This is a genomic window from Rathayibacter sp. AY1F3 (assembly GCF_002931975.1).
Taxonomy (GTDB): domain Bacteria; phylum Actinomycetota; class Actinomycetes; order Actinomycetales; family Microbacteriaceae; genus Rathayibacter.
Genome location: NZ_PSVF01000011.1, coordinates 89,053 through 111,077 on the forward strand (window position 1 = coordinate 89,053; position 22,025 = coordinate 111,077).

The window sequence follows — 22,025 nt, forward strand, 5'->3', positions numbered from 1 at the left end:
GCCGAGGACGCGGCCATCAGGCGAGCCCGAGAGCCGGGTCGCTCGCGGCGGCCGTGCGGAGCTCGTCGGGGATGGCGGCGAGGTAGCCCTGCAGGTTGCGGCGGGTCTCGGTGACGCTGTCGCCGCCGAACTTCTCGAGCACGGCGTTCGCGAGCACCAGGGCGACCATCGCCTCCGCGACGACACCGGACGCCGGCACCGCGCAGACGTCGGAGCGCTGGTGGTGGGCGCCGGCCGCCTCGCCGGTGGCGACGTCGACGGTGCGCAGCGCGTGCGGCACGGTCGCGATCGGCTTCATGCCGGCGCGGACCCGCAGCACGGTCCCCGTGCTCATCCCGCCCTCGGTGCCGCCGGCCCGGTCGCTGGACCGGGAGATGCCGGCGTCGGACTGGAAGAGCTCGTCGTGTGCCTCCGAGCCGCGGCGGGTGGTGGTGAGGAAGCCGTCGCCGACCTCGACGCCCTTGATCGCCTGGATCCCCATCAGGGCCGCCGCGAGCTGGGAGTCGAGACGACGGTCCCAGTGCACGTAGGAGCCGAGTCCGGGCGGGAGATCATACGCGAGGACCTCGACCACGCCGCCGAGGGTGTCGCCGTCGTCGTGGGCGCGGTCCACCTCGGCGACCATGAGGGCGCTGGTCGCGGCGTCGTGGCAGCGCAGCGGATCCGCGTCCAGGGCGGCGACGTCGGCCGGGCCGGGCAGCGGCGAGCCCTCGGGCACGCGGACCGGCCCGATGGCGAGGGTGTGGCTGACGAGAGAGACGCCGAGCTCGCCGAGGAAGCGGCGGGCGACGGCGCCGAGGGCGACGCGGGCCGCGGTCTCGCGGGCGGAGGCGCGCTCGAGCACGTTGCGGGACTCGGGGAAGCCGTACTTCTGCATCCCGACGAGGTCGGCGTGGCCCGGGCGGGGCCGGGTGAGAGCGGCGCCGCGGCCCTTGGGCAGGCTCTCGGGGTCGCGGGGCTCCGCCGACATGACGTCGACCCAGCGCGGCCACTCCGTGTTGCCGATGCGCAGGGCGATGGGGCTGCCCATCGTCGCTCCGTGCCGGACGCCGGAGGAGATCGTCAGCTCGTCCTGCTCGAAGTTCATCCGGGCTCCGCGGCCGTAGCCGAGCTTCCGGCGCGCCAGATCGGCGCGGATGTCGTCGAGGGAGACGGGGACGCCCGCCGGCAGTCCTTCGAGGACGGCGACGAGTTCGGGACCGTGGGATTCCCCGGCCGTGAGCCAACGGAGCATCCTCCGATTCTGGCACACGAGGTCAGTGCGCCGGACCCGTCGAGACTGCTCGGCGCATCGCCGCGAGCACCTCGTCCTCGCGATCGAGAGGCAGGGCCGGGTCGCCGCCGACGAAGATCCGCACCTGCACGAGTGCCTGGTGGAGCAGCATCCCGAGCCCGGAGACGACCGGGGAGCCGCCCTGCTCCCAGCGCTGGGCGAGAGCGCTCGGCCACGGGGAGTACGCCACGTCGAACAGGGTCGAGCCCGCGACCGCCGCGTCGGGCACGTCGAGGCCGTCCGCCGCTCCGCCGGGGAGCGTCGAGATCACCAGCGGCGCTCCGGTGGACCAGTCGGCGAAGGAGCGGACAGAGATCAGGACGCCGAGCGACTCCGCGAGCGGAGCGAGCTCGACGGCCCTCGACGCCGTCCGCAGGACGAGGTCGACCCGCGCCGCGCCCAGCTCGGCGGCGGCGGCCAGGGCGGAGGCGGCGGTCGCTCCCCCGCCGAGCACCTGGACGCGCTCCGCCGAGACGACGCCCGCCTCGGCGAGGGCGCGCACGATGCCCGCGACGTCGGTGTTGAACCCGCGGAGGCGGGGTGCCGGGCCGGAGCGGTCGACCAGCACGGTGTTGACCGCGCCGGTGGCCCGAGCGACCGCGTCCTCCTCCGCCAGCAGCGGGCGCACCGCGTGCTTGAGCGGCATGGTCAGCGACAGGCCGTGCCAGGGCTCACCGGACACGACGTCGGAGAGGGTCGCCTCCGTTGTCTCGACGGCGCGGTAGCTCCAGTCGAGTCCGAGCACCCGGTACGCGGCCGCGTGCAGCGCGGGCGACTTCGAGTGCGCGATCGGCGCGCCGAGGACCGCGAGGCGGTACCCGGCGGCCGTCACTGGTACTCCGGGTGGTCCCGCATCCAGGCCTGCCACTGGTCGACGGCCGCGTTGTGCTCGGCGTCGGTGGTGGAGTAGACCGTCTCGCCCGTCTCGAGATTCACCGTGACGAAGTACATCCAGGTGCCGTCCGCGGGGTGCATGACCGCGTCGATCGCCACGTCGCCCGGGTTCGAGATCGGCGCGGGCGGCAGGCCGTCGCGCTGGTAGGTGTTGTAGACGTTGCCGGCGTCGTTCCGCTCGGCGTCCGTGGTCGAGACGCGGTCGGTCGCGCCGGTGCCGTACGCCACGGTCGCGTCCGACTGCAGGCGCCACCCCTGGTCGAGGCGGTTCTGGAACACGCGCGCGACCTTCGGGAAGTCCTCGGCGACGCGGGCCTCGCGCTGCACGAGGGACGCGAACACCACGACGCGGTAGCGGTCGTCGACCGGCACGCCGGCCTGGTCGAGCGACTGGTACATCCGGTCGACCAGGGTCTTCAGGATGTCGTGCGCCGGCGTCGACGGGTCGATGTCGTAGGTCGCGGGGAACAGGAACCCCTCGAGGCTCGTCGCCCCGGCCGGGAGCCCGAACGAGCCCCAGTCGGCGGCGGCCGCCTCGAGGTCCGTCAGCGCGACCCCGGTGCCGTCCGCGATGAGCGGCAGCGCCTCCTTGAGCGCCGTCCCCTCGGGGATGACGAAGGTGTTCGCGAGGCGCGTCGACTCGGAGTCGAGCAGCGCCGACAGTGCGGCCTTGGCGCTCATCTCGGCCTTGAGCGAGTACGCGCCGGGCTGGAAGACGGGCTCCGGGCTCTGGGCGAGGAGCAGGTCGTAGAAGGGGTCGTACGACTTGATGACCCCGTCCGAGACGAGGTTGTTGGCGATGTCGCTGCCGCCGTCGCCCTGGTGGATCGTGAACAGCACCTCGCTCGAGCCGGTGCCGGTGAAGTCGGTCGGCTCGGGCTCGGCGAACAGGCCGCGCACGGGCTCGAGGAAGATCGTCACCGCAATGGCGACGAGCGCGGCGAAGACGCCGAAGGCCAGAAGCCCGCCGATGAGTCCGCGGCGGCTGCGGCGCTTCTTCGCGCCACCCGTAGAGCGAGCCGCGCGGCGACGCTTCGGGCGCGCGTCCGGGTCGAACGCGGCCGCGTCGTCGCGGCCGCGGGGCTCGGGCACGTCGGGCCCGGTGAAGAGGCGGCCCAGCGGATCGTGCGCCTCAGTCGGCGCGGGCTGCTGCTCCGGAGTCGGGTCGGGCGGAGTCGGCTGCGCCTGCTCGGCGGCGCGGGCGTCGCGGCGGCTCGGGGGGACGTCGGTCACGAGGAGGTCCTTCGTTCGGTTCGAGCAGGACTCCGGCCGGGGTGCCGGCCGAGCGCTCGGAATCGATGGCGTGCTGCAGGATCACCACGGCGGCGACCTGGTCGATCACGGCTCGGGAGCCGCGGGTGGTGCGTCCGGAGCGGTGAAGGGCGCTCTGAGCGGTGACCGTCGACAGCCGCTCGTCGACGAGCCGCACCGCGGCGGTGGGCACCGCCTCGGCGAGCAGTCGAGCGAATCCGCGCGCGTCCTCCGTCGAGGCCGTCTCGGCCCCCGACAGCGACAACGGCAGTCCGACGATGATCGCCTGGGCATCGTACTCGGCGGCGAGGTGCGCGATCCGGGAGACGTCCGAGGATCCGCCGTCAGTGCCCGCCCGCGCGACCGTCTCGACGGGCACCGCGAGCAGGCCGTCGGCGTCGCAGCGGGCGACCCCGATGCGGGCACGGCCCACATCGATGCCGAGCCGGACGCCGAACCGGCCCATTCAGCTGGTCGCTTCCTGCACCACGGCCTCGAGCGCCGCGCCGATGGCGGAGACGTCGGAGCCGCCGCCCTGGGCGAGGTCGTCCTTGCCGCCTCCGCCGCCACCGAGGATCCCGGCGGCGCGCCTGGCGAGCGCACCCGCGCGGCGGCCCTGGTCGCGGGCGGCCTGGTTGGTGGCGACGATCACCGCGGGCTTGCCCAAGACGTCGGCGGCGAGCGCGACGACGGCCGGCTCCTGGCCGAGCCGCTCGCGGACGGAGGTCACGAGGGAGCGCAGCTCGTCGGTCGATCCGGCGGAGCCGATGCTCTCGGCGACGACGGTCGTGCCGCCCACGGTGCGGCGGGTCGCGGCGAGGGCGGGCACCCGGTCGGCGAGGGCCTTGGCCTCGAACGCGGCGATCCGCTTCTCAGCGGCCTTGAGGCTCGCGACGAGCTCGCCGATACGCTCGGGGAGCTGCTCGCGCGGGGTCTTCAGCGAGGACGAGATCGTGCTGACGAGGGCGCGCTCGGCGGCGAGCTCCTGGAAGGCCTCGCGGCCCACGAGCGACTCGACGCGGCGGTTGGTCGATCCGACCGAGGACTCGCTGACCAGGCTGATCACGCCGACCTCGGACGAGCGCCCGACGTGGGTGCCCGCGCAGAGCTCGCGCGACCAGGGCCCGCCGATGTCGACCACGCGGACGACGTCGCCGTACTTCTCGCCGAAGAGGGCCATCGCGCCGAGCGCCTTCGCCTCGTCGATCGGGAGCTCGCGCGTGACGACCTCGAGGTTGTCACGGATCGCCGTGTTGGCGATCTCCTCGATCTCGCTGCGGGTCTCGAGCGAGAGGGCCTGGTTCCACGAGAAGTCCAGGCGCAGATAGCCCGCCTTGTTGTAGGAGCCGGACTGGTGCGCCTGCGGACCGAGCACCTGGCGCAGCGCGGCGTGGATGAGGTGCGTGCCCGAGTGCGCCTGCGTGGCGCCCCGGCGCCAGTCGCGGTCGACGACGGAGGTGGCGGCGTCGCCCACTCCGACCTCGCCGCTGGCGACCTGGACCTTGTGGCTGATGAGCCCCTTGACGGGCTTCTGCACGTCGAGGACCTCGAGATCGAAGCCGGAGCCGACGATGCGGCCGGCGTCGGCCTCCTGGCCGCCCGACTCCGCGTAGAGGCTGGTCGCCTCGAGGATCACCTCGGCGATGTCGCCCGCGACCGCCTTCGTGACGGAGTGCCCGCCGACGATGAGGCCGAGGATGCGCGTCTCGGTGTCGAGCACGTCGTAGCCGGTGAACAGCGTCTCGCCGTGGGCGCGGAAGTCGGCGTAGACCGAGAGATCGGCCAGCGCCGACTTCTTCGACTTCGCGTCGGCCTTCGCACGCGTGCGCTGCGCGGTCATGAGGGAGTCGAACGCCTCGCGGTCGACCGTCAGACCCGATTCTTCGGCGATCTCGAGGGTGAGGTCGATCGGGAACCCGAAGGTGTCGTGCAGGAGGAACGCGGTGTCGCCCGGCAGGGTCGGCGACTCGGCCTTCTTCGTCTTCAGGACCGCGAGGTCGAGGATCTCGGTGCCGGCCGCGAGGGTGCGCAGGAACGCCTCCTCCTCGCCGTAGGCGCTGGTCGAGAGGCGCTCGAACTCCGTGGACACCTCGGGGTAGGCCGACGCCATCGCGTCGCGCGAGGCGGCGAAGAGCTCGGGGAACGTCGCGGTGTCCACTCCGAGCAGGCGCATGGCGCGCACCGTGCGGCGCATCAGGCGGCGGAGGATGTAGCCGCGCCCCTCGTTCGACGGCGTCACGCCGTCCGACAGCAGCATCAGCGAGGAGCGCACGTGGTCGGCGATGACGCGCATGCGGACGTCGTCCTCGTGGACGGCTCCGTAGCGGCGGCCCGAGAGCTCGGCGGCGCGATCGAGGACCGGACGGACCTGGTCGATCTCGTACATGTTCTCGACGCCCTGCTTGAGGAAGGCGACGCGCTCGAGGCCCATGCCGGTGTCGATGTTCTTGCGCGGCAGCTCGCCGAGGATGTCGAAGTCGACCTTGCTCGTGCCCTCGCCGCGGAGGTACTGCATGAAGACGAGGTTCCAGATCTCCACGTAGCGGTCGTCGTCCGTCGCCGGGCCGCCGTCGATCCCGTAGGCGGGGCCGCGGTCGAAGAAGATCTCGGAGCAGGGGCCGGCAGGGCCGGGCTGGCCGGTCGACCAGTAGTTGGTGTCCTTGTCCAGGCGCTGGATGCGCTCGTCCGGCAGTCCCGCGATCGTCTTCCAGAGCGCGATCGCCTCGTCGTCGTCCTTGTAGACGGTGACCCAGAGGTCCTTCTCGTCGAAGCCCAGTCCCCCGTCGCTCTCGGCGCCGGTGAGCAGCTCCCAGGCGTAGCCGATCGCCCCCTCCTTGAAGTAGTCGCCGAAGGAGAAGTTGCCGTTCATCTGGAAGAAGGTGCCGTGACGAGGCGTCTTGCCGACCTCCTCGATGTCGTTGGTGCGGATGCACTTCTGCACGCTGGTGGCACGCGGGTAGGGCGCGGGGACCACTCCGGTGAGGTAGGGCACGAACGGCACCATGCCGGCGACGGTGAAGAGGAGGCTCGGGTCCTCGCTCACGAGGGAGGCGGAGGGGACCACGGTGTGACCGCGGCTCCCGAAGAAGTCGAGCCAGCGGTTGCGGATGTCTGCGGTCTGCATGGGTTCCGTTACGGTTCGGTCGGTGACGACGCGGATGTCGGGCGGCGGGGCGTCAGCCCTCGCCGATGGCGGCCTTCAGTTCGGCCTCGCGCTGGTGGTAGCCCTCGGAGACGGCCTCGCCGAGCTCCTTCGCGGTGCGGTTGATGTCGGCGAAGAGCCGGGCGCCCGCCTCGGTGCGCGAGACCTTGTGGGCGACCGCGAATCCGAGGCCGATCCCGATGACGATCAGGAGGATGTTCTTCACGGGGTGTCCTTCCACAGCGGCGGGGCGGGCGCGACGGCGCGACGACCCGTTCGATTCTAGGGCGCAGGCGCGGCGCTACTTCGAGCGCGGGCGCTTCGTGCGCTTCGCGGCGGAGCGGCCGACCGCGGCTCCGGCCTTGTCGGCCGTCCGTCCGGCGACGAGCACGGCGCGGACTCCGGCGGTGAAGCCGGCGAGCTTGATGAGCGGACCGCCGACGGTCGCGGCCGTGAGAGCGACGAGCGCGTTGACGTTGCCGGTGACCTCGGCGACGTCCTTGGTGATCGTGTCCACCCGCGCGAGCTGGTGGTTGGCCTCGCGGAGGGTGGAGGCCGACTCGTCGAGGATCGGCGTCAGGCCGTCGCTGGCCTGCTTGATGGCCTCGCTCGTGCTGTCGAAGACGCGTCCGAGCTTCCAGAGCGGGACGGCGGTGATCGCCACCAGGATCGCGAACACCCCCGCGGCGATGAGCCCTGCGATGTCTCCACCGGTCACGGTGACCTCCGTTCGATGCCGCCCAGCGCGGCACTCCAGCCTACCGACGGGCCGCGACGCGGGCTGACGCGGGGACCGGCGCTCGGCTCGGGCGCGACGGCCGGATCGGACGCAGCGCGGGACTCTCGGAGCGCGGCGGGCACTCCGGATCGGGACCCCGGGAACGGGAAAGGCCCCGGTGCGGACACCGGGGCCTTTCTCTGCGGGGCTGGACTCAGCGGGCCGCGTAGTACTCGACGACGAGCTGCACTTCGCAGGTCACGGGGACCTCGGCGCGCTTCGGGCGGCGCAGGAGAGTCGCCTGCAGCTTGTCGATCTCGACCTCGAGGTAGCCCGGGGTCTTGGGGAGGACGTCGACGTGCCCACCGGCGGCGGCGACCTGGAAGGGCTCGGTGCCCTCGGAGCGGGTCTTGACGTGGATGACCTGGCCCGGCTTCACGCGGAAGGAGGGGCGGTCGACCGTCTTGCCGTCCACCATGATGTGGCGGTGGGTGACGAACTGGCGGGCCTGCGCGGTGGTGCGGGCGAAGCCCGAGCGCAGGACGAGGGCGTCGAGGCGCATCTCGAGGAGCTCGACCAGGTTCTCACCGGTCAGGCCCTGGGTGCGGCGCGCCTCCTGGAAGGCGATGCGGAGCTGCTTCTCGCGGATGCCGTACTGGGCGCGCAGACGCTGCTTCTCACGCAGGCGGACCGCGTAGTCGGAGTCGGCCTTGCGCTTCGAGCGGCCGTGCTCACCGGGAGCGTAGGGACGCTTCTCGAGGTAGCGGGCGGCCTTCGGGGTCAGGGGGATGCCGAGGGCGCGCGAGAGGCGCGTCTTCGAGCGGGTACGGGACGTGGTCGACACAGTGGTCCTTCCAAGGTCTGAGAGGTTCGGTCGCAGCTCTCGACCGCCGTCTCCGGGAGGAGGGCGGACGCCGCGGTCGTGTCCTCCGCGGGTGCGGGGGAAGGGTGACCGCAGTGGCGGGCTGCGCGATTCAGAGGGATGCGCTGCTCCGCTCGGCTACAGAGCGGTGGGCAACCTCGCAAGACTATCAGGCCACGGCCTCCCGTGCGGGTCGCGCGAGCTCGTGGTCGGCGCGGTCAGCCCCGGTCGCCGCGGATGATGCGCAGGAGCTTCGCCAGGCGTGCGGAGACGTCGCGCTCGTTGCCGTGCTCGGTGGGCCGGTAGTACCGCGCGCCCTGGAGCGGGTCCGGGAGGTACTGCTGCTCGAGGACGCCGAGGTCGGCGTCGTGCGGGTACCGGTAGCCCTTCCCGTGGCCGAGCTTCTTGGCGCCGGGGTAGTGCGCGTCGCGCAGGTGCGCCGGCACGCGGCCCGCGCGGCCCGCGCGCACGTCCGCGATGGCCGCGTCGATGGCGGAGTAGGACGCGTTCGACTTCGGGGCGGTCGCCAGGTGCACGACCGCCTGGGCGAGCGGGATGCGCCCCTCCGGCATGCCGATGAACTGCACGGCGTCGGCCGCGGCGATCGCGACGACGAGCGCCTGCGGGTCGGCCATGCCGATGTCCTCGGACGCGGAGACGATGATGCGGCGGGCGATGAACCGCGGATCCTCCCCCGCCTCGATCATCCGGGCCAGGTAGTGCAGCGCCGCGTCGACGTCCGAGCCCCGGATGGACTTGATGAAGGCGCTGATGACGTCGTAGTGCTCGTCGCCGTTGCGGTCGTAGCGCAGCAGGGCGCGGTCGACGGCGCGCGCGACGACCTCGGTCGTGATCACGGGGAGCGCGGGCTCCTCGACGGCGGCCTCGACGGGAGCGCCCTCGTCGTCCTCGTCCTCCTCGTCCGGGTCCTCCGCGGCGGCGGCGCGGGCGGCCCGGTCGGCCTCGCGGGCCTCCGAGCGGGCGGAGGTGGCGGCGGCCTCGAGCGCGGTCAGCGCCCGCCGGGCGTCTCCGGAGGCGAGCCGCACGATGCTCGCGCGGGCCTCCTCCTCCAGCGTCACGGAGCCGCGGAGACCCCGCTCGTCGTGCAGGGCGCGGTCGACCAGGACGCCCAGATCGTCGTCGCTGAGCGGCTCGAGGGTCAGCAGGAGCGAGCGCGAGAGCAGCGGCGCGATCACCGAGAACGAGGGGTTCTCGGTCGTGGCCGCGATGAGGATGACCCACCCGTTCTCGACCCCGGGCAGCAGCGCGTCCTGCTGGGCCTTGGTGAAGCGGTGGATCTCGTCGAGGAAGAGCACGGTGGACGTGCCGTAGAGGTCGCGGGTGGAGAGCGCCTCCTCCATCACCTGCCGCACGTCCTTCACGCCCGCCGTGACGGCGGAGAGCTCGACGAAGCGGCGGCCGCTGGAGTGGGCCACCGCCTGCGCGAGCGTGGTCTTGCCCGTGCCGGGAGGGCCCCAGAGGATCACGGACACCGCTCCCCGCTCCCCCGTCGTGTCGGCGGCGAGGGCGACCAGGGGCGAGCCGGGCGTCAGGAGGTGGCGCTGGCCGGCGACCTCCTCGAGGCTGCGCGGCCGCATCCGCACGGCGAGCGGAGTCGCCCCGGAGCGGAGTCCGGCCTGCTGCATGGTCATGCCCCCAGCGTAACGACGGCCTCCGACAGAGCCCCGGCCCGACTGCCCGGCGCGACGGAGCGGCGTTTGTCGCGCCTCCGGCGGTTCTCGTAGGCTCGACGCGGCCTGCGTGCGCGGGCCGCCGCGCCGAAGCCGCGCGGACGAGGACGTCGGAGGAACACGTGGCCCAAGGCAAGTCGAACGACCGCGAGGCGCGCACCCGGCTCCGGGCCTACCAGGCCCGTCAGAGCCTCCACCGCTCGAGGCAGAAGCGGCGCGTGCGCGACAACGTGATCGCGGCGATCGCCGCCGTCGTCGTGATCGGGCTCGCTGTCGTCGCCCAGATCCTCTACTTCTCCGGCGGCCCCGGCACCCCGGTCGCCGAGCCGACCTCCTCCTCCTCCGCGACCCCGACGCCCGAGGCGACGGGGTCGAACACCGGCGACGTCCCCTCCTCCGACATCGCCGAGGGCCGCGACTGGACGGGCACGCTCACGATCGGGGAGGACCCGCTGGGCATCACGCTCGCCGGCGCCGCCGCCCCGCAGGCGGTGTCCTCCTTCATCTCGCTGACGCGGTCCGGCTTCTACGACGGCGTCTCCTGCCACCGCCTCACCACGGAGGGCCTCTACGTCCTCCAGTGCGGCGACCCGGACGGCGACGGCACCGGCGGACCGGGCTACAGCTACGGTCCCGTCGAGAACGCGCCCGAGGACGGCGTCTACCCGGCCGGGACCATCGCGATGGCCCGCCAGGGCGGCAACGGCTACAGCCAGGGCAGCCAGTTCTTCGTCGTCTACCAGGACACGACCCTGCCCGCCGACGCGGCCGGCGGGTACACCGTGCTCGGGCAGGTCACCTCGGGACTCGACGCCCTCGTCAGCGACGTCGTGTCGAAGGGCACGGCCGACGGATCGGGTGACGGCGCCCCCGCCGAGCCCGTGACCATCACCTCCGTCTCCGTCCAGTAGCCGCACCCGCGGCGTCGTCACGGTCCGCCCGCGCGGGGAGTGCAATAGGCTTGTCGTCACTGCCCGTTCGCGGCCGAGCGCGGTCTTCGGCCCTCCGGCCGTCGAGCCCCACCGGCCGACGACGCGATGGGCACCGAGAAGCACGACATCGAACAGCAAGGTGAGGCTCCGAGCGATGAGTGACCAGCAGCCGTGGGGACGGGTCGGCGACGACGGGACGGTCTACGTCCGCGTCGGCGACGGGGAGCGAGAGGTCGGCCAGTACCCCGATGCGACTCCCGAGGAGGCGCTCGCCTACTACGAGCGCAAGTACACGGAGCTCGCCGGGCAGGTCTCCCTGCTCGAGCAGCGCGCCAAGCGGGGCGCACCCGCGGGAGACGTCGCCCGCACGGTGCAGTCGCTGTCCGCGGCCATCGCGCAGGCGAACGCGGTCGGCGACCTCGAGTCGCTGCAGACCCGGGTCGACGCGCTGAGCGGCTCCGTCGAGGATCTGACCGAGCAGCAGGCGGCCGAGTCGAAGGCCGCGCTGTCCGAGGCCCTCGCCTACCGCGAGGCCATCGTCGCCGAGGCCGAGGCCCTGGCGGCGGTCGACCCGGCGAAGACGCAGTGGAAGCAGGCCAGCGCCGCGATCGACGACCTCTTCGCCCGCTGGCAGAACCACCAGCAGCAGGGCCCGCGCCTGCCCAAGAACGACGCGAACGAGCTGTGGCGCCGGTTCCGCGGTGCGCGCACCACGATCGAGCAGAACCGCAAGGCGTTCTTCGCCGACCTCGACTCCGCGCACCGCGAGGCCAAGCAGGCCAAGCAGGCGCTCATCGACCAGGCCGAGGCGCTGGTGCCCCAGGGCGCCGACGCCATCCCGGACTACCGCGCGCTCCTCGAGCGCTGGCGGGTCGCCGGCCGTGCCGGCAAGCGGTTCGACGACGCGCTCTGGGCGCGCTTCAAGGCCGCCGGCGACGCGATCTACGGCGCCAAGGCCGAGATCGTCGCGCAGGAGAGCGTCGAGTACACCGAGAACCTCGACCTCAAGCTCGCCCTCCTCGAGGAGGCGGAGCCGCTCCTGCAGGAGCAGGACCGCGAGAAGGCCAAGCGGGTGCTGCTCTCGATCCAGGAGCGCTGGGACGCCGTCGGCCGCGTGCCGCGCGAGCAGGTGCGCACCGTCGAGGACCGCCTCCGCAAGGTCGAGGCGCATGTCCGCAAGCTCGACGAGGAGCACTGGAACCGCAGCAACCCGGAGCGCAAGGCCCGCTCCGAGGGTCTCGCCTCGCAGCTGACCGCCGCGATCCAGAAGCTGCAGGACGAGCTCGACGAGGCGAAGGCGCGCGGCGACCGCGACGCGATCGCCCAGGCCCAGGAGGCGCTCGACGCCCGCAAGGTCTGGCTCGACGCGATCGGCTAGACCCGCTCCGGCGGATCCCTCCACAGATCCGCTCGCAACCCTCCGGAGGGGAGGCGCATCGGCCAGCATGGCCGGATGCGCCTCCCCTCCGTGCTCCTCCCCGGGCACCTTCCTCTCGCGGAGCTGTGCGCCGCCCGCCTCGACGGCGAGCTGGTCGCGCTCGACGAGGGCTTCCTCGTCGCGGATCTGCCCCTGGGGGCGCCAGAGCGGGCCGCCTCCCTGCGCTCGCTGCTCCCCCGCGGCGCCGTCGCCGATCGTCTCTCCGCCGCGTGGGTGCACGGAGCGACGCACGGCCCACCGCCGGTGCACAGCGCCTCGATCGACCGGCGGAAGCGCCGGCAGGCGCCGTCGAACCCCCGCCTGCGCTGCCACGAGGTCCTGCTCGACGAGGACGACGTCGTCCTCCTCGGCGGCGCGCCGGTCACGTCGCCTGCTCGCACGCTGATCGACCTCGCCCGGACGGAGGACGCGGGCGCGATCCTCCGGGCGCTCTCTCGGAGCACCCGGACCGGCCTCGACGCCGTCCTCGCGAGGCTGGAGGAGGGCAGCGCCGTCGCCGGACGGAGGATCGTCGGAAGACGGCTGCGGGCGGCGCTCGGCGAGGCGCCGCCCGTGGATCAGCCCGCGTTCACCCGGTAGACGTCGTAGACGGCGTCGATCCGGCGCACGGCGTTCAGCACGCGGTCCAGGTGGGTGGTGTCGCCCATCTCGAAGACGAACCGGCTGATCGCCAGCCGGTCGCTCGAGGTCGAGACCGTCGCCGAGAGGATGTTGACGTGGTGCTCCGAGAGCACGCGCGTCACGTCGCTCAGCAGGCCCGAGCGGTCCAGCGCCTCGACCTGGATCTGCACGAGGAAGATGCTCTTGGAGGACGGCGCCCACTCGACGTCGACGATCCGCTCCGGTTCCTTCAGCAGCTCCTGCACGTTGTGGCAGTTCGCCTGGTGCACGGAGACGCCGGCTCCCCGCGTCACGAATCCGACGATCTGATCGCCCGGAACCGGAGTGCAGCACTTCGCGAGCTTCACGAGGATGTCCGGCGCGCCCTTCACGAGGACGCCCGACTCGCTGCTCCGGCTCCGCGGCCGGGGCGAGCGCGGGAGGGTGACCTCGTTCTCGTCCGACTCCGGATCGCCCTGGATGGAGGAGACGACCTTCTCGAGCACCGACTGGGTCGAGACGTGGCCCTCGCCGACGGCCGCGTAGAGCGCCTCGACGTCGTTGTAGCGCAGCTGGCTGGCCACCTCGGTGAAGGTGTCCTGGCTCATCAGCTTCTGCAGCGGCAGGTTCTGCTTCCGCATCGCCCGGGCGATGGAGTCCTTGCCCTGCTCGATCGCCTCGTCGCGCCGCTCCTTGGTGAACCACTGCCGGATCTTGTTGCGGGCCCGCGGGCTCTGCACGAAGTGGAGCCAGTCCTGGCTCGGTCCCGAGTCGGGGTTCTTCGAGGTGAAGACCTCGACCACGTCGCCCGTCGTCAAAGCCGACTCCAGCGGCACCAGGCGCCCGTTGACCTTGGCGCCCATCGTCCGGTGCCCGACCTCGGTGTGCACCGCGTAGGCGAAGTCGACGGGGGTCGCGCCGGTCGGCAGGCCGATCACGCGTCCCTTCGGGGTGAAGACGTAGACCTCCTTGGCGCCGATCTCGAAGCGGAGGGAGTCGAGGAACTCGTTCGGGTCGGTGGTCTCCGACTGCCAGTCCGAGAGGTGCGCGAGCCAGGCGAGGTCGGTGTCGTTCGATCCGGAGGTGGGCACCTTGCCGGTGGCCATCTGCTCCTTGTACTTCCAGTGCGCCGCGATGCCGAACTCCGCGTGCTGGTGCATCTCGTTGGTGCGGATCTGGATCTCGACCGCGCGGCCCTTCGGCCCGACGACCGTCGTGTGCAGCGACTGGTAGAGGTTGAACTTCGGAGTGGCGATGTAGTCCTTGAACCGGCCCGGCATCGGCGTCCAGCGGGCGTGGATCGAGCCGAGCACGGCGTAGCAGTCGCGCACCGAGTTCACGAGGACGCGGATGCCGACCAGGTCGTAGATCTCGTCGAACTCGCGACCGCGGACGACCATCTTCTGGTAGATCGAGTAGTACTGCTTCGGCCGGCCGACGACGCGACCGCGGATCCGCCCGGCCCGCAGGTCCTCGCTGATCAGGTCGATGACGTTCTGCACGAACTCCTCGCGCTGCGGCGTCCGCCGCTTCACCAGGCTCTCGATCTCGTTGTAGATCTTGGGGTAGAGCACCGCGAAGGACAGGTCCTCGAGCTCCCACTTGATCGCCTGGATGCCGAGGCGGTGCGCCAGCGGCGCGTAGATCTCGAGGGTCTCGGTGGCCTTGCGGGCCGCGGACTCGGCGGGGACGAAGCCCCAGGTCCGCGCGTTGTGGAGGCGGTCGGCGAGCTTGATGATCAGGACGCGGATGTCCTTCGACATCGCCACGATCATCTTGCGCACGGTCTCGGCCTGCGCGCTGTCGCCGTACTTGACCTTGTCGAGCTTGGTGACGCCGTCGACGAGCATCGCGACCTCGTCGCCGAAGTCGGCGCGGAGCTCGTCGAGCTGGTAGTCGGTGTCCTCGACGGTGTCGTGCAGCAGCGCGGCGGCGATCGTCTTCGAGCCGATGCCGAGGTCGGCGAGGATCTGCGCGACGGCCAGCGGATGCGTGATGTAGGGCTCGCCGCTGCGGCGCTTCTGATTCGCGTGCGCCCGCTCCGCGACCGAGTACGCGCGCTCGATCAGCGCGATGTCGCTCTTGGGATGGTGCATCCGGACGGTGCGGACGAGGGTGTCGACAGCACCGGAGGGCTGCGCGCGCGAGAAGATCCGCGGGACCAGTCTGCGCAGGGCAGCGGTCGAGGACGTCGTCGTCGTTTCCGTCACGCGAGGATCTCCATCGCCCCATTATCGCCCGTGCGGACGGTGCCGATGACCGTTCCGCCCGGGGCGGACGGCGCCGGCGTCAGCCGATGCGTCCGGGGCGCCCCTCGCCGTCGACCACGTCGCCGCCCGCCGCGGCCCAGGCGGTCATGCCGGCGTCGACGTTGGCGACCTCGTATCCGGCGCCCTCGAGGGCCTGCGTCACCATCGCGGAGCGGACTCCGGAGTGGCAGACCACCAGGATCGCCGTGTCGGCGGGGAGCTCGTCCTGCCGGGCGCCGATCTCCCCCATCGGGATGTGGTGGGCGGCCGGAGCGTGCCCCGCCGCCCACTCGTGCGGCTCCCGGACGTCGAGCAGCCAGACCTCGTCGCGCGCGACGAGTCCGACGGCGTCGCCCGCGGTGACCTGTGCGTAGTCGGCCACGGCTCAGCCCTGCACGGCCGGCGCGGCCGGAGCGGTCGCCTTCGCCCGGGCCGACTCCACGCGCTTGTCGTGCTTGGAGATCTCGGGCTCCCGGCTGCGCAGCTGGGCGTACAGCGGCGCCGCGACGAAGATCGTCGAGTACGTGCCGACGATGATGCCGATCAGCAGGGCGAGGGAGATGTCGCGGAGAGTGCCCGCGCCGAGGACGAACGCGCCGATCACGAGGATCGCGGCCACCGGGAGGGCGGCGACGATGGAGGTGTTGATGGAGCGCACGAGGGTCTGGTTCTCGGCCAGGTTCACCGTCTCGGAGAAGGTGCGGGTCGTGCTGCCGAGCGCCTCCACGGTGTTCTCGCGGATCTTGTCGAAGACCACGACCGTGTCGTAGAGCGAATAGCCGAGGATCGTCAGCAGTCCGATCACCGCCGCCGGCGACACCTCGGTGCCGGTGATGCCGTAGACGCCCGCCACGATCACGAGGTCGTGCAGGAGCGCGACGATCGCCGCGAGCGACATCTTCCAGGTGCGGAAGTACGCCCACATGGCCAGGGCCGCGAGGACCACGAAGATCACCAGGCCGCGCAGGGCCTGCTGGGTCACGTCGTTGCCCCACGCCGCTCCGATGAAGGAGGAGGCGACCTGGTCGGTGGGCACGTCGTAGGCCTCCGACAGGGCGTTCCGCACCGCGGTCGACTCGTCGGTCGAGAGCTGGCCGGTCTGCACGCGGATGGAGTCGTCGCCGACGATGGACACGCGCGGCACGGTCTCCGGAGCGACCGAGGTCACCGCGTCCGTCGCCGTCGCCTGCTCGAGGCTCGACGGCGAGGACACCGTGAACTGCGAGCCGCCGGTGAACTCGATGCCGAAGTTGAAGCCGCCGCGGGCGACCGTCCCGAGCAGCGTGATCAGGATCAGGGCGAGCGAGACGAGGTACCACGTGCGGCGCCGGCCGACGAAGTCGATCGATCGCGCACCGGTGTAGAGGTCGTTTCCGAACTGCGAGAAGCTGGCCATCACGCGTCCTTCCCGTTCGAGTCGTTGGAGTCGCGCAGGCCGGCCGCTTCGGCGGCCTTCCGCTCGGCGATGGTCTGGCGCTTGGCCGCCTCACGGGACGCGGAGGCGCGCTTGCCGGCGACCACCTGGTCCTGCGGACGGAAGGCGGCACGGCCGCGGTAGACGGCCCCGAGCGCCCGGGGATCCAGGCCCGACGCCTTGTGCCCCTCGGCGAAGAACGGTCTCGTGGCCATCAGCTGCAGGATCGGGTGGGTGAACAGCGCCACCACGATCAGGTCGATGATCGTCGTGATCCCGAGGGTGAGCGCGAAGCCGCGGACACTGCCGACGGCGAGGAGGAAGAGGACCACCGCGGCGAGCAGGTTCACCATGTCGGACGCGAAGATCGTGCGCAGCGCGCGCCGCCAGCCGGACTCGACGGCGGACTCGAGGCCGCGTCCGTCGCGCAGTTCGTCGCGGATGCGCTCGAAGTACACGATGAACGAGTCGGCCGTGATGCCGATCGCGACGATGAGGCCCGCGACTCCTGCGAGTGAGAGGCGCAGTCCCTCCCGCCAGGACAGCAGCGTGACGACGAGGTAGGTGACGATCGCCGCGACGAGCAGCGAGGCGATCGTGACGGCTCCGAGCACGCGGTACTGCGCGATGGAGTAGACGATGACGAGGATCAGGCCGATGAGGCCGGCGAGCAGGCCGCTGGCGAGCTGGGCGGAGCCGAGCGTCGCCGAGATGCTGTCCGAGCTCTGGACCTGGAAGCCGATCGGCAGCGCGCCGTACTTGAGCTGGTCGGCGAGCGTCTTCGACGACTCCTGGGTGAAGGAGCCCGAGATCTGCGCGTTGCCGTCCGTGATGGCGGCGTTCGTCGACGGGGCCGAGATGACCCGGCCGTCGAGGACGATCGCGAACTGGTTCTGCGCACCCTGCAGCGCCACGAGGCGCGAGGTCGTGGCGCCGAAGGCCTGCGTGCCCTGGTCGTCGAACGAGAGGTTGACGGCCCAGGTGCCGGTGCTGGCACCGGAGGAGGTCGTCATCAGGCCGTTCGAGGCGTCCGAGATGTCCTCGCCGGTGATCTCCACCGGGCCGAGGACGTACTTCACCGTCCCGCTGTCGTCGCAGGTGATGAGCGGCTGGTCGGCCGGGGCGAGGTTAGGGTCCTGGCCGTTGAGGAACGCGCAGTCGAACGAGGTGTACTGGGCCTCGAGCGCCGGCGTGAGGTAGGCGAGGTCGCTCGCGTTCGTCGGCGAGGCGGTCGGCTCCGTCGCGAGCGACGGATCGACGGGCGTCGGCGTGGGCGAGGACGTCGCGTCGCCGCCGACCGAGCTGTTGGTGGCCTGGCTCGCGACGAGGACCGGGCGGAAGTCGAGCTTCGCCGAGGCCTCGATGCGCTGGAGCGTCTCGTCGTCGGGCGTGCCCGGGATCGAGACGACGATGTTGCTCGAGCCCTGGGTCGTGATCTCGGCCTCGGAGACGCCGGACGCGTCGATGCGCTGGCGGATGATCGAGACGGCCTGGGTCAGCTGCTCCGACGAGACGGTGTCGCCGTCGTTCAGCTGCGGCTGCAGGACGATCTGCGTGCCGCCCTCGAGGTCGAGGGCGAGCTTCGGCGTCCAGGAGCCGCCGCCCCAGAGGACGGCCGCCGTGTTGAGTCCGACGAGAGCGAGGATCAGGACACCGAGCCAGCTCAGGGAGCGGCGGGCCTTCCGGACGGGGGTTGATGCGGCCACCCAGGGCTCAGCTTTCTCTTCGGTCGACGGTGATCGGCCCGGGGTCGCCCGGGCGTGGAGAAGGGCGGGCGGGCGCCGATGCGCCCGGCCCGCCCAGGAGACTACTGCGCGTCGGGGCGGCGGTCGCGCTCGACCGGGTCCACCAGCGGGTCGCGGTGCGCGGAGTCGCGCTCGCCGAACTCGGGCGAGCCGGTCGCGGTCAGCGGGTCGGCCTCGTCCTCGGTCTCGACGACGACGGCGTTCTCGCTCGGGTCGATGAGCCGGGCGATCGCCTGACGGTGGATGGTCAGCAGCGTGCCGGGGGTCGACTCGATGACGATCTTGTTCGCCTCGTCGTCGATCGACACGACGGTGCCGAAGAGGCCGGAGCCGGTCATCAGCTCCACCCCCGGCTGGAGGTTGTTCTTCATGCTCTCCGCGTCGCGCTGGCGCTTCTTGTTGTTGCGGAACATGAAGATGATCATCACGGCGAGCAGCAGGACGAGCAGGATGATCGTCGGATCCATGGGTGGGCCTTCCGGAGTGGATGGGCGATCCGCCGCGCGGCCTCAGGTCGAGGCGGAGCGGATCGAGCGGCCCGTCGGGCCTAGAGAATCATAGATCATCGGGGAACAGGGGCGGCTGAGCCGCCGTCCCCCGGGGGTCGATGCCGAAGTGGCGGTAGGCGGCGGGGGTCGCCACGCGGCCCCGCGGCGTCCGCGTCAGCAATCCGATCCGCACGAGGAACGGCTCGACGACGGCCTCGACCGTCTCCGCCTCCTCCCCCACCGACACGGCGAGGGTGTTCAGGCCGACCGGCCCGCCGTCGAAGCGGGTCAGCACGATCTCCATCACCGCGCGGTCGAGCCGGTCGAGTCCGAGTGCGTCGACGTCGTAGAGCTCCAGCGCCGCGCGGACGGCGGTCACGTCGGCCCGTCCGCCGTGGACCAGGGCGAAGTCCCGCACCCGCCGGAGCAGGCGGTTCGCGATGCGCGGGGTGCCTCGGCAGCGGCCGGCGATCTCGGCGATCGCGTCCGCGTCGATGTCGAGCTCGAGCAGCCGTGCCGCGCGGGCGAGCACCTGCCGCAGCTCGTCCTCCGCGTAGAACTCGAGGTGCGCGGTGAAGCCGAAGCGGTCGCGGAGCGGATTGGGCAGCAGGCCGGAGCGGGTCGTGGCGCCGACGAGCGTGAACGGGGCGAGATCCAGCGGGACGGACGTCGCTCCCGCCCCCTTGCCGACCATGATGTCGATCCGGAAGTCCTCCATCGCGAGGTAGAGCATCTCCTCCGCGGAGCGCGCCATGCGGTGGATCTCGTCGATGAAGAGGATCTCGCCGGGCAGCAGCGAGGAGAGGACGGCGGCGAGGTCGCCCGCGTGCTGGATCGCGGGGCCGCTGGAGAGCCGCAGGGGCGAGGAGCTCTCCTCCGCCACGATCATCGCGAGGGTCGTCTTGCCGAGCCCGGGCGGGCCCGCGAGCAGGATGTGGTCCGGGGTCCGGCCCTGCATGGCCGCGGCCTTGAGCAGCAGCTCGAGCTGGCCGCGCACCTTGCGCTGGCCGACGAACTCGCTGAGGTTCCTGGGCCGCAGGGCGCCCTCGAAGGCGACCTCGGCCTCCGACGCGACCTCGGCGCCCAGCACCTCGTCGCTCACGAGCGGGCCGCCGGACCGAGACGGGCGAGGGCGAGCCGGAGCAGCGCCTGCACGTTCGCGGCGTCGGAGGCCTGCGCGTCGAGCAGGATCTCGTCGACCACGTCGGCCGCGGTGCGCTCGGGCCAGCCCAGGCCGACGAGCGCCGCGAGCACGTTCTGCGCGGCGGTGGCGGCGGGACCGGAGCCGCGGGCGGCGCGCGGACGGACGGTCACCTTGCCGGCGAGCGACAGGATGATCAGCTTGGCCGTCTTCGGGCCGATGCCGCTGACCTTCCGGAACACCCCGTCGTCCTCGTCGGCGACCGCCTGCGCGATCCGGTCCGGCTCGACCGCGCCGAGCACGCCGAGGGCGGACTTCGGGCCGACGCCGGTCACGCCGATCAGCAGCTCGAAGATCTCGAGCTGCTCCTCGTCGGGGAAGCCGTAGAGGGTGAGCGAGTCCTCGCGGACGACGAGCACGGTGCTGACCGTGGTCTCGTCGCCGACGCGCATCTCGAGCGCGTGCTGCGGGGTCACGTTCACCGCGTAGCCGACGCCGTGGACGTCGAGGACGGCGAGACTCCCGCGGGCGGAGAGGACGGTGCCGCGGAGGGAGGAGATCACCGCGTCAGTCTAGATCCTCGAACAGGCGTTCGACTCGCGGCCTCGGCAGCGCGCCACGCCCGCTGCGCTGCTGTGCCGCCCGCCGCTCCGTCGGCACCGGCTCCCGCCGACCCGGAGGAGGGCGCGAGAGGGGCCCGCCAGGCGTGGCAGACGGCCAGGGCGAGAGCGTCGGCCGCGTCGGCCGGCCGCGGCGGGGCGTCGAGCCGGAGGACGCGCTGGATCATCGCGGTGACCTGGCGCTTGTCCGCGGCTCCGTAGCCGGTGACGGCGGCCTTCACCTCGCTCGGCGTGTGCATCCCGACCGGGAGCCCGCGACGGGCCGCCGCGACGAGGGCGACGCCGCTGATCTGCGCGATGCCCATCACGGTGCTGACGTTGTTCTGAGCGAAGACCCGCTCGATCGCGACGGCGTCGGGGCGGTGCTCGTCGAGCAGCGCCTCGAGCCCGTCGCCCAGGGCCAGCAGGCGGCGCTCCAGCGCGTCGTCGGGCGGTGTCCGGAGGACCGTCACGTGCACGAGGGTCGCGCGGCGGTCGCGCGAGACGTCGACGATGCCGACGCCGCAGCGGGTGAGCCCGGGGTCGATCCCGAGGACGCGCATCAGGCCGCCCTCCGGGATCGGGCCGGGCTCACCGCGTCACTCCTCGTTCTCGAGCTCGGCGCGCACCTCGGCCGTGATGTCGAGGTTGGTGTAGACGTTCTGCACGTCGTCCGAGTCCTCGAGCGCGTCGATCAGGCGGAAGACCTTGCGGGCCGTCTCGGCGTCGGCCTCGACCTGGAGGGAGGCGACGAACTCGATGTCGGCGGAGTCGTAGTCGATGCCCGCCTCCTGCAGGGCCGAGCGGGCCGGGACGAGCTCGCTCGGCTCGACGCGGACCTCGAAGCTCTCGCCGTGGTCGAGCACGTCGTCGACGCCGAAGTCGAGGACCGCGCCGAGCACGTCGTCCTCGGTGACGCTCTCTCCGTGGGGCACGGAGATGACGCCCTTGCGTGCGAAGTTGTAGGCGACGCTGCCCGGGTCGGCCATGGTGCCGCCGTTGCGGGTCATCGCGGTGCGGACGTCCGCCGCGGCGCGGTTCTTGTTGTCGGTGAGGCACTCGACGAGCAGGGCGATGCCGTTGGGGCCGTAGGCCTCGTACATGATCGTCGTGTAGTCGATGACCTCGCCGGTGAGGCCGGCGCCGCGCTTGATCGCGCGGTCGATGTTGTCGTTCGGCACCGAGGTCTTCTTCGCCTTCTGCACGGCGTCGACGAGCGTCGGGTTGCCGGAGAGGTCGGCGCCGCCGATCTTGGCGGCCACCTCGATGTTCTTGATCAGCTTGGCGAAGGACTTCGCGCGGCGCGAGTCCTTGATCGCCTTCTGGTGCTTGGTCGTGGCCCACTTGGAATGCCCGGACACGGTGCTCCCTCGGAAATCTCGTTGCGTGCGGCCCCCGAGGGCGCCGCTGATGGCAGGGGCCAGTCTATTCGAGAGCCGGTCCGCGCCCGTCTCGGCCCGAGCACCGAGCCTTCCGCGCCCGTCTCGCCGGCGACGAGCCGCCCTCCCCACGCGCCCCCGCACCGCCGAACGCACGATCCGCTGGGACGCGCCGCCACCCCCCGGCAGGCGGCCCGGGCGATCCGCAG

20 protein-coding genes and 1 pseudogene are annotated in these 22,025 nt (G+C 72.1%); 3 read left to right on the forward strand and 18 right to left on the reverse strand.

Features of this window, described 5'->3' with window-relative positions; translation table 11 throughout:
• Positions 1-16 precede the first annotated feature (16 nt).
• The 9 genes and pseudogenes from aroC to C5C39_RS08730 all read right to left on the reverse strand — a co-directional run bounded on the left by aroC (position 17) and on the right by C5C39_RS08730 (position 9,792).
• Positions 17-1,234 carry a chorismate synthase gene (aroC, locus tag C5C39_RS08690; protein WP_104224754.1) on the reverse strand — a complete coding sequence of 406 codons (1,218 nt, stop codon included), beginning with the start codon at positions 1,232-1,234 and terminating at the stop codon, positions 17-19.
• Between the two features lie 22 nt (positions 1,235-1,256).
• Positions 1,257-2,105 carry a shikimate dehydrogenase gene (locus C5C39_RS08695; RefSeq protein WP_258075799.1) on the reverse strand — a complete coding sequence of 283 codons (849 nt, stop codon included), beginning with the start codon at positions 2,103-2,105 and terminating at the stop codon, positions 1,257-1,259.
• Positions 2,102-3,400, reverse strand: coding sequence for an endolytic transglycosylase MltG (gene mltG / locus C5C39_RS08700; RefSeq protein WP_181136353.1), 1,299 nt, complete (start codon positions 3,398-3,400; stop codon positions 2,102-2,104). Before mltG ends, C5C39_RS08695 begins: the two co-directional genes overlap by 4 nt.
• A gap of 10 nt (positions 3,401-3,410) precedes the next feature.
• A pseudogene (gene ruvX / locus C5C39_RS08705) lies at positions 3,411-3,884 on the reverse strand (Holliday junction resolvase RuvX); the annotation flags it as partial.
• A complete protein-coding gene (gene alaS, locus C5C39_RS08710; protein ID WP_104353145.1) occupies positions 3,885-6,542 on the reverse strand; it encodes an alanine--tRNA ligase in 2,658 nt (885 codons plus the stop codon).
• 52 nt (positions 6,543-6,594) lie between these two features.
• Entirely contained in the window at positions 6,595-6,786 is a 192-nt protein-coding gene (locus C5C39_RS08715) for a hypothetical protein (RefSeq protein ID WP_104353146.1), read from the reverse strand.
• A 75-nt stretch (positions 6,787-6,861) separates the two neighbouring features.
• Positions 6,862-7,278, reverse strand: coding sequence for a DUF948 domain-containing protein (locus tag C5C39_RS08720; protein WP_104224759.1), 417 nt, complete (start codon positions 7,276-7,278; stop codon positions 6,862-6,864).
• A gap of 214 nt (positions 7,279-7,492) precedes the next feature.
• Complete coding sequence (rpsD, locus tag C5C39_RS08725) at positions 7,493-8,122, reverse strand: 30S ribosomal protein S4 (RefSeq protein WP_068210518.1); 630 nt, start codon at positions 8,120-8,122, stop codon at positions 7,493-7,495.
• A 236-nt stretch (positions 8,123-8,358) separates the two neighbouring features.
• Positions 8,359-9,792 carry a replication-associated recombination protein A gene (locus tag C5C39_RS08730; protein WP_104353147.1) on the reverse strand — a complete coding sequence of 478 codons (1,434 nt, stop codon included), beginning with the start codon at positions 9,790-9,792 and terminating at the stop codon, positions 8,359-8,361.
• Positions 9,793-9,953: 161 nt separating this feature from the next.
• Here C5C39_RS08730 and C5C39_RS08735 point away from each other — a divergent pair, with 161 nt between their 5' ends.
• The 3 genes from C5C39_RS08735 to C5C39_RS08745 all read left to right on the forward strand — a co-directional run bounded on the left by C5C39_RS08735 (position 9,954) and on the right by C5C39_RS08745 (position 12,780).
• Positions 9,954-10,742: a peptidylprolyl isomerase gene (locus tag C5C39_RS08735; protein WP_104353148.1), complete on the forward strand. Its 789-nt coding sequence runs from the start codon at positions 9,954-9,956 to the stop codon at positions 10,740-10,742.
• Between the two features lie 175 nt (positions 10,743-10,917).
• On the forward strand, positions 10,918-12,141 hold the full coding sequence (locus C5C39_RS08740) for a DUF349 domain-containing protein (protein WP_104224762.1): 1,224 nt from the start codon (positions 10,918-10,920) through the stop codon (positions 12,139-12,141).
• A 75-nt stretch (positions 12,142-12,216) separates the two neighbouring features.
• Positions 12,217-12,780, forward strand: a complete 564-nt coding sequence (locus tag C5C39_RS08745; protein ID WP_104353149.1) for a type IV toxin-antitoxin system AbiEi family antitoxin — start codon at positions 12,217-12,219, stop codon at positions 12,778-12,780.
• On the opposite strand, the gene C5C39_RS08750 is transcribed toward C5C39_RS08745, so the two are convergent.
• The 9 genes from C5C39_RS08750 to C5C39_RS08790 all read right to left on the reverse strand — a co-directional run bounded on the left by C5C39_RS08750 (position 12,759) and on the right by C5C39_RS08790 (position 21,798).
• Positions 12,759-15,011 (reverse strand): bifunctional (p)ppGpp synthetase/guanosine-3',5'-bis(diphosphate) 3'-pyrophosphohydrolase, encoded by a 2,253-nt coding sequence (locus C5C39_RS08750; RefSeq protein WP_104225334.1) that lies wholly within the window; start codon positions 15,009-15,011, stop codon positions 12,759-12,761. The two genes, C5C39_RS08745 and C5C39_RS08750, sit on opposite strands and share 22 nt — an antisense overlap.
• A gap of 79 nt (positions 15,012-15,090) precedes the next feature.
• Positions 15,091-15,432, reverse strand: a complete 342-nt coding sequence (locus tag C5C39_RS08755) for a rhodanese-like domain-containing protein (protein ID WP_104257329.1) — start codon at positions 15,430-15,432, stop codon at positions 15,091-15,093.
• A gap of 3 nt (positions 15,433-15,435) precedes the next feature.
• Positions 15,436-16,446 carry a protein translocase subunit SecF gene (secF, locus tag C5C39_RS08760; RefSeq protein WP_104233316.1) on the reverse strand — a complete coding sequence of 337 codons (1,011 nt, stop codon included), beginning with the start codon at positions 16,444-16,446 and terminating at the stop codon, positions 15,436-15,438.
• Positions 16,446-18,170 carry a protein translocase subunit SecD gene (gene secD / locus C5C39_RS08765; protein WP_104255392.1) on the reverse strand — a complete coding sequence of 575 codons (1,725 nt, stop codon included), beginning with the start codon at positions 18,168-18,170 and terminating at the stop codon, positions 16,446-16,448. The genes secF and secD overlap by 1 nt, the downstream gene beginning before the upstream one ends.
• A 101-nt stretch (positions 18,171-18,271) precedes the next feature.
• On the reverse strand, positions 18,272-18,676 hold the full coding sequence (gene yajC, locus C5C39_RS08770) for a preprotein translocase subunit YajC (RefSeq protein WP_104233318.1): 405 nt from the start codon (positions 18,674-18,676) through the stop codon (positions 18,272-18,274).
• A gap of 88 nt (positions 18,677-18,764) precedes the next feature.
• Complete coding sequence (gene ruvB / locus C5C39_RS08775) at positions 18,765-19,799, reverse strand: Holliday junction branch migration DNA helicase RuvB (RefSeq protein WP_104224769.1); 1,035 nt, start codon at positions 19,797-19,799, stop codon at positions 18,765-18,767.
• Complete coding sequence (gene ruvA, locus C5C39_RS08780; protein ID WP_104225337.1) at positions 19,796-20,401, reverse strand: Holliday junction branch migration protein RuvA; 606 nt, start codon at positions 20,399-20,401, stop codon at positions 19,796-19,798. Before ruvA ends, ruvB begins: the two co-directional genes overlap by 4 nt.
• On the reverse strand, positions 20,398-21,000 hold the full coding sequence (gene ruvC, locus C5C39_RS08785; RefSeq protein WP_104353150.1) for a crossover junction endodeoxyribonuclease RuvC: 603 nt from the start codon (positions 20,998-21,000) through the stop codon (positions 20,398-20,400). The genes ruvA and ruvC overlap by 4 nt, the downstream gene beginning before the upstream one ends.
• Positions 21,001-21,036: 36 nt before the next feature.
• Positions 21,037-21,798, reverse strand: a complete 762-nt coding sequence (locus C5C39_RS08790; RefSeq protein WP_104224772.1) for a YebC/PmpR family DNA-binding transcriptional regulator — start codon at positions 21,796-21,798, stop codon at positions 21,037-21,039.
• Positions 21,799-22,025: the final 227 nt, after the last annotated feature.

Bases quoted from the DNA above. Each gene is read 5' to 3' on its own strand.
- aroC (WP_104224754.1), bottom strand. From the start codon at position 1,234: ATGCTCCGTTGGCTCACGGCCGGGGAATCCCACGGTCCCGAACTCGTC.
- alaS (WP_104353145.1), bottom strand. From the start codon at position 6,542: ATGCAGACCGCAGACATCCGCAACCGCTGGCTCGACTTCTTCGGGAGC.
- C5C39_RS08730 (WP_104353147.1), bottom strand. From the start codon at position 9,792: ATGACCATGCAGCAGGCCGGACTCCGCTCCGGGGCGACTCCGCTCGCC.
- C5C39_RS08740 (WP_104224762.1), top strand. From the start codon at position 10,918: ATGAGTGACCAGCAGCCGTGGGGACGGGTCGGCGACGACGGGACGGTC.
- C5C39_RS08745 (WP_104353149.1), top strand. From the start codon at position 12,217: ATGCGCCTCCCCTCCGTGCTCCTCCCCGGGCACCTTCCTCTCGCGGAG.
- secF (WP_104233316.1), bottom strand. From the start codon at position 16,446: ATGGCCAGCTTCTCGCAGTTCGGAAACGACCTCTACACCGGTGCGCGA.
- yajC (WP_104233318.1), bottom strand. From the start codon at position 18,676: ATGGATCCGACGATCATCCTGCTCGTCCTGCTGCTCGCCGTGATGATC.
- ruvC (WP_104353150.1), bottom strand. From the start codon at position 21,000: ATGCGCGTCCTCGGGATCGACCCCGGGCTCACCCGCTGCGGCGTCGGC.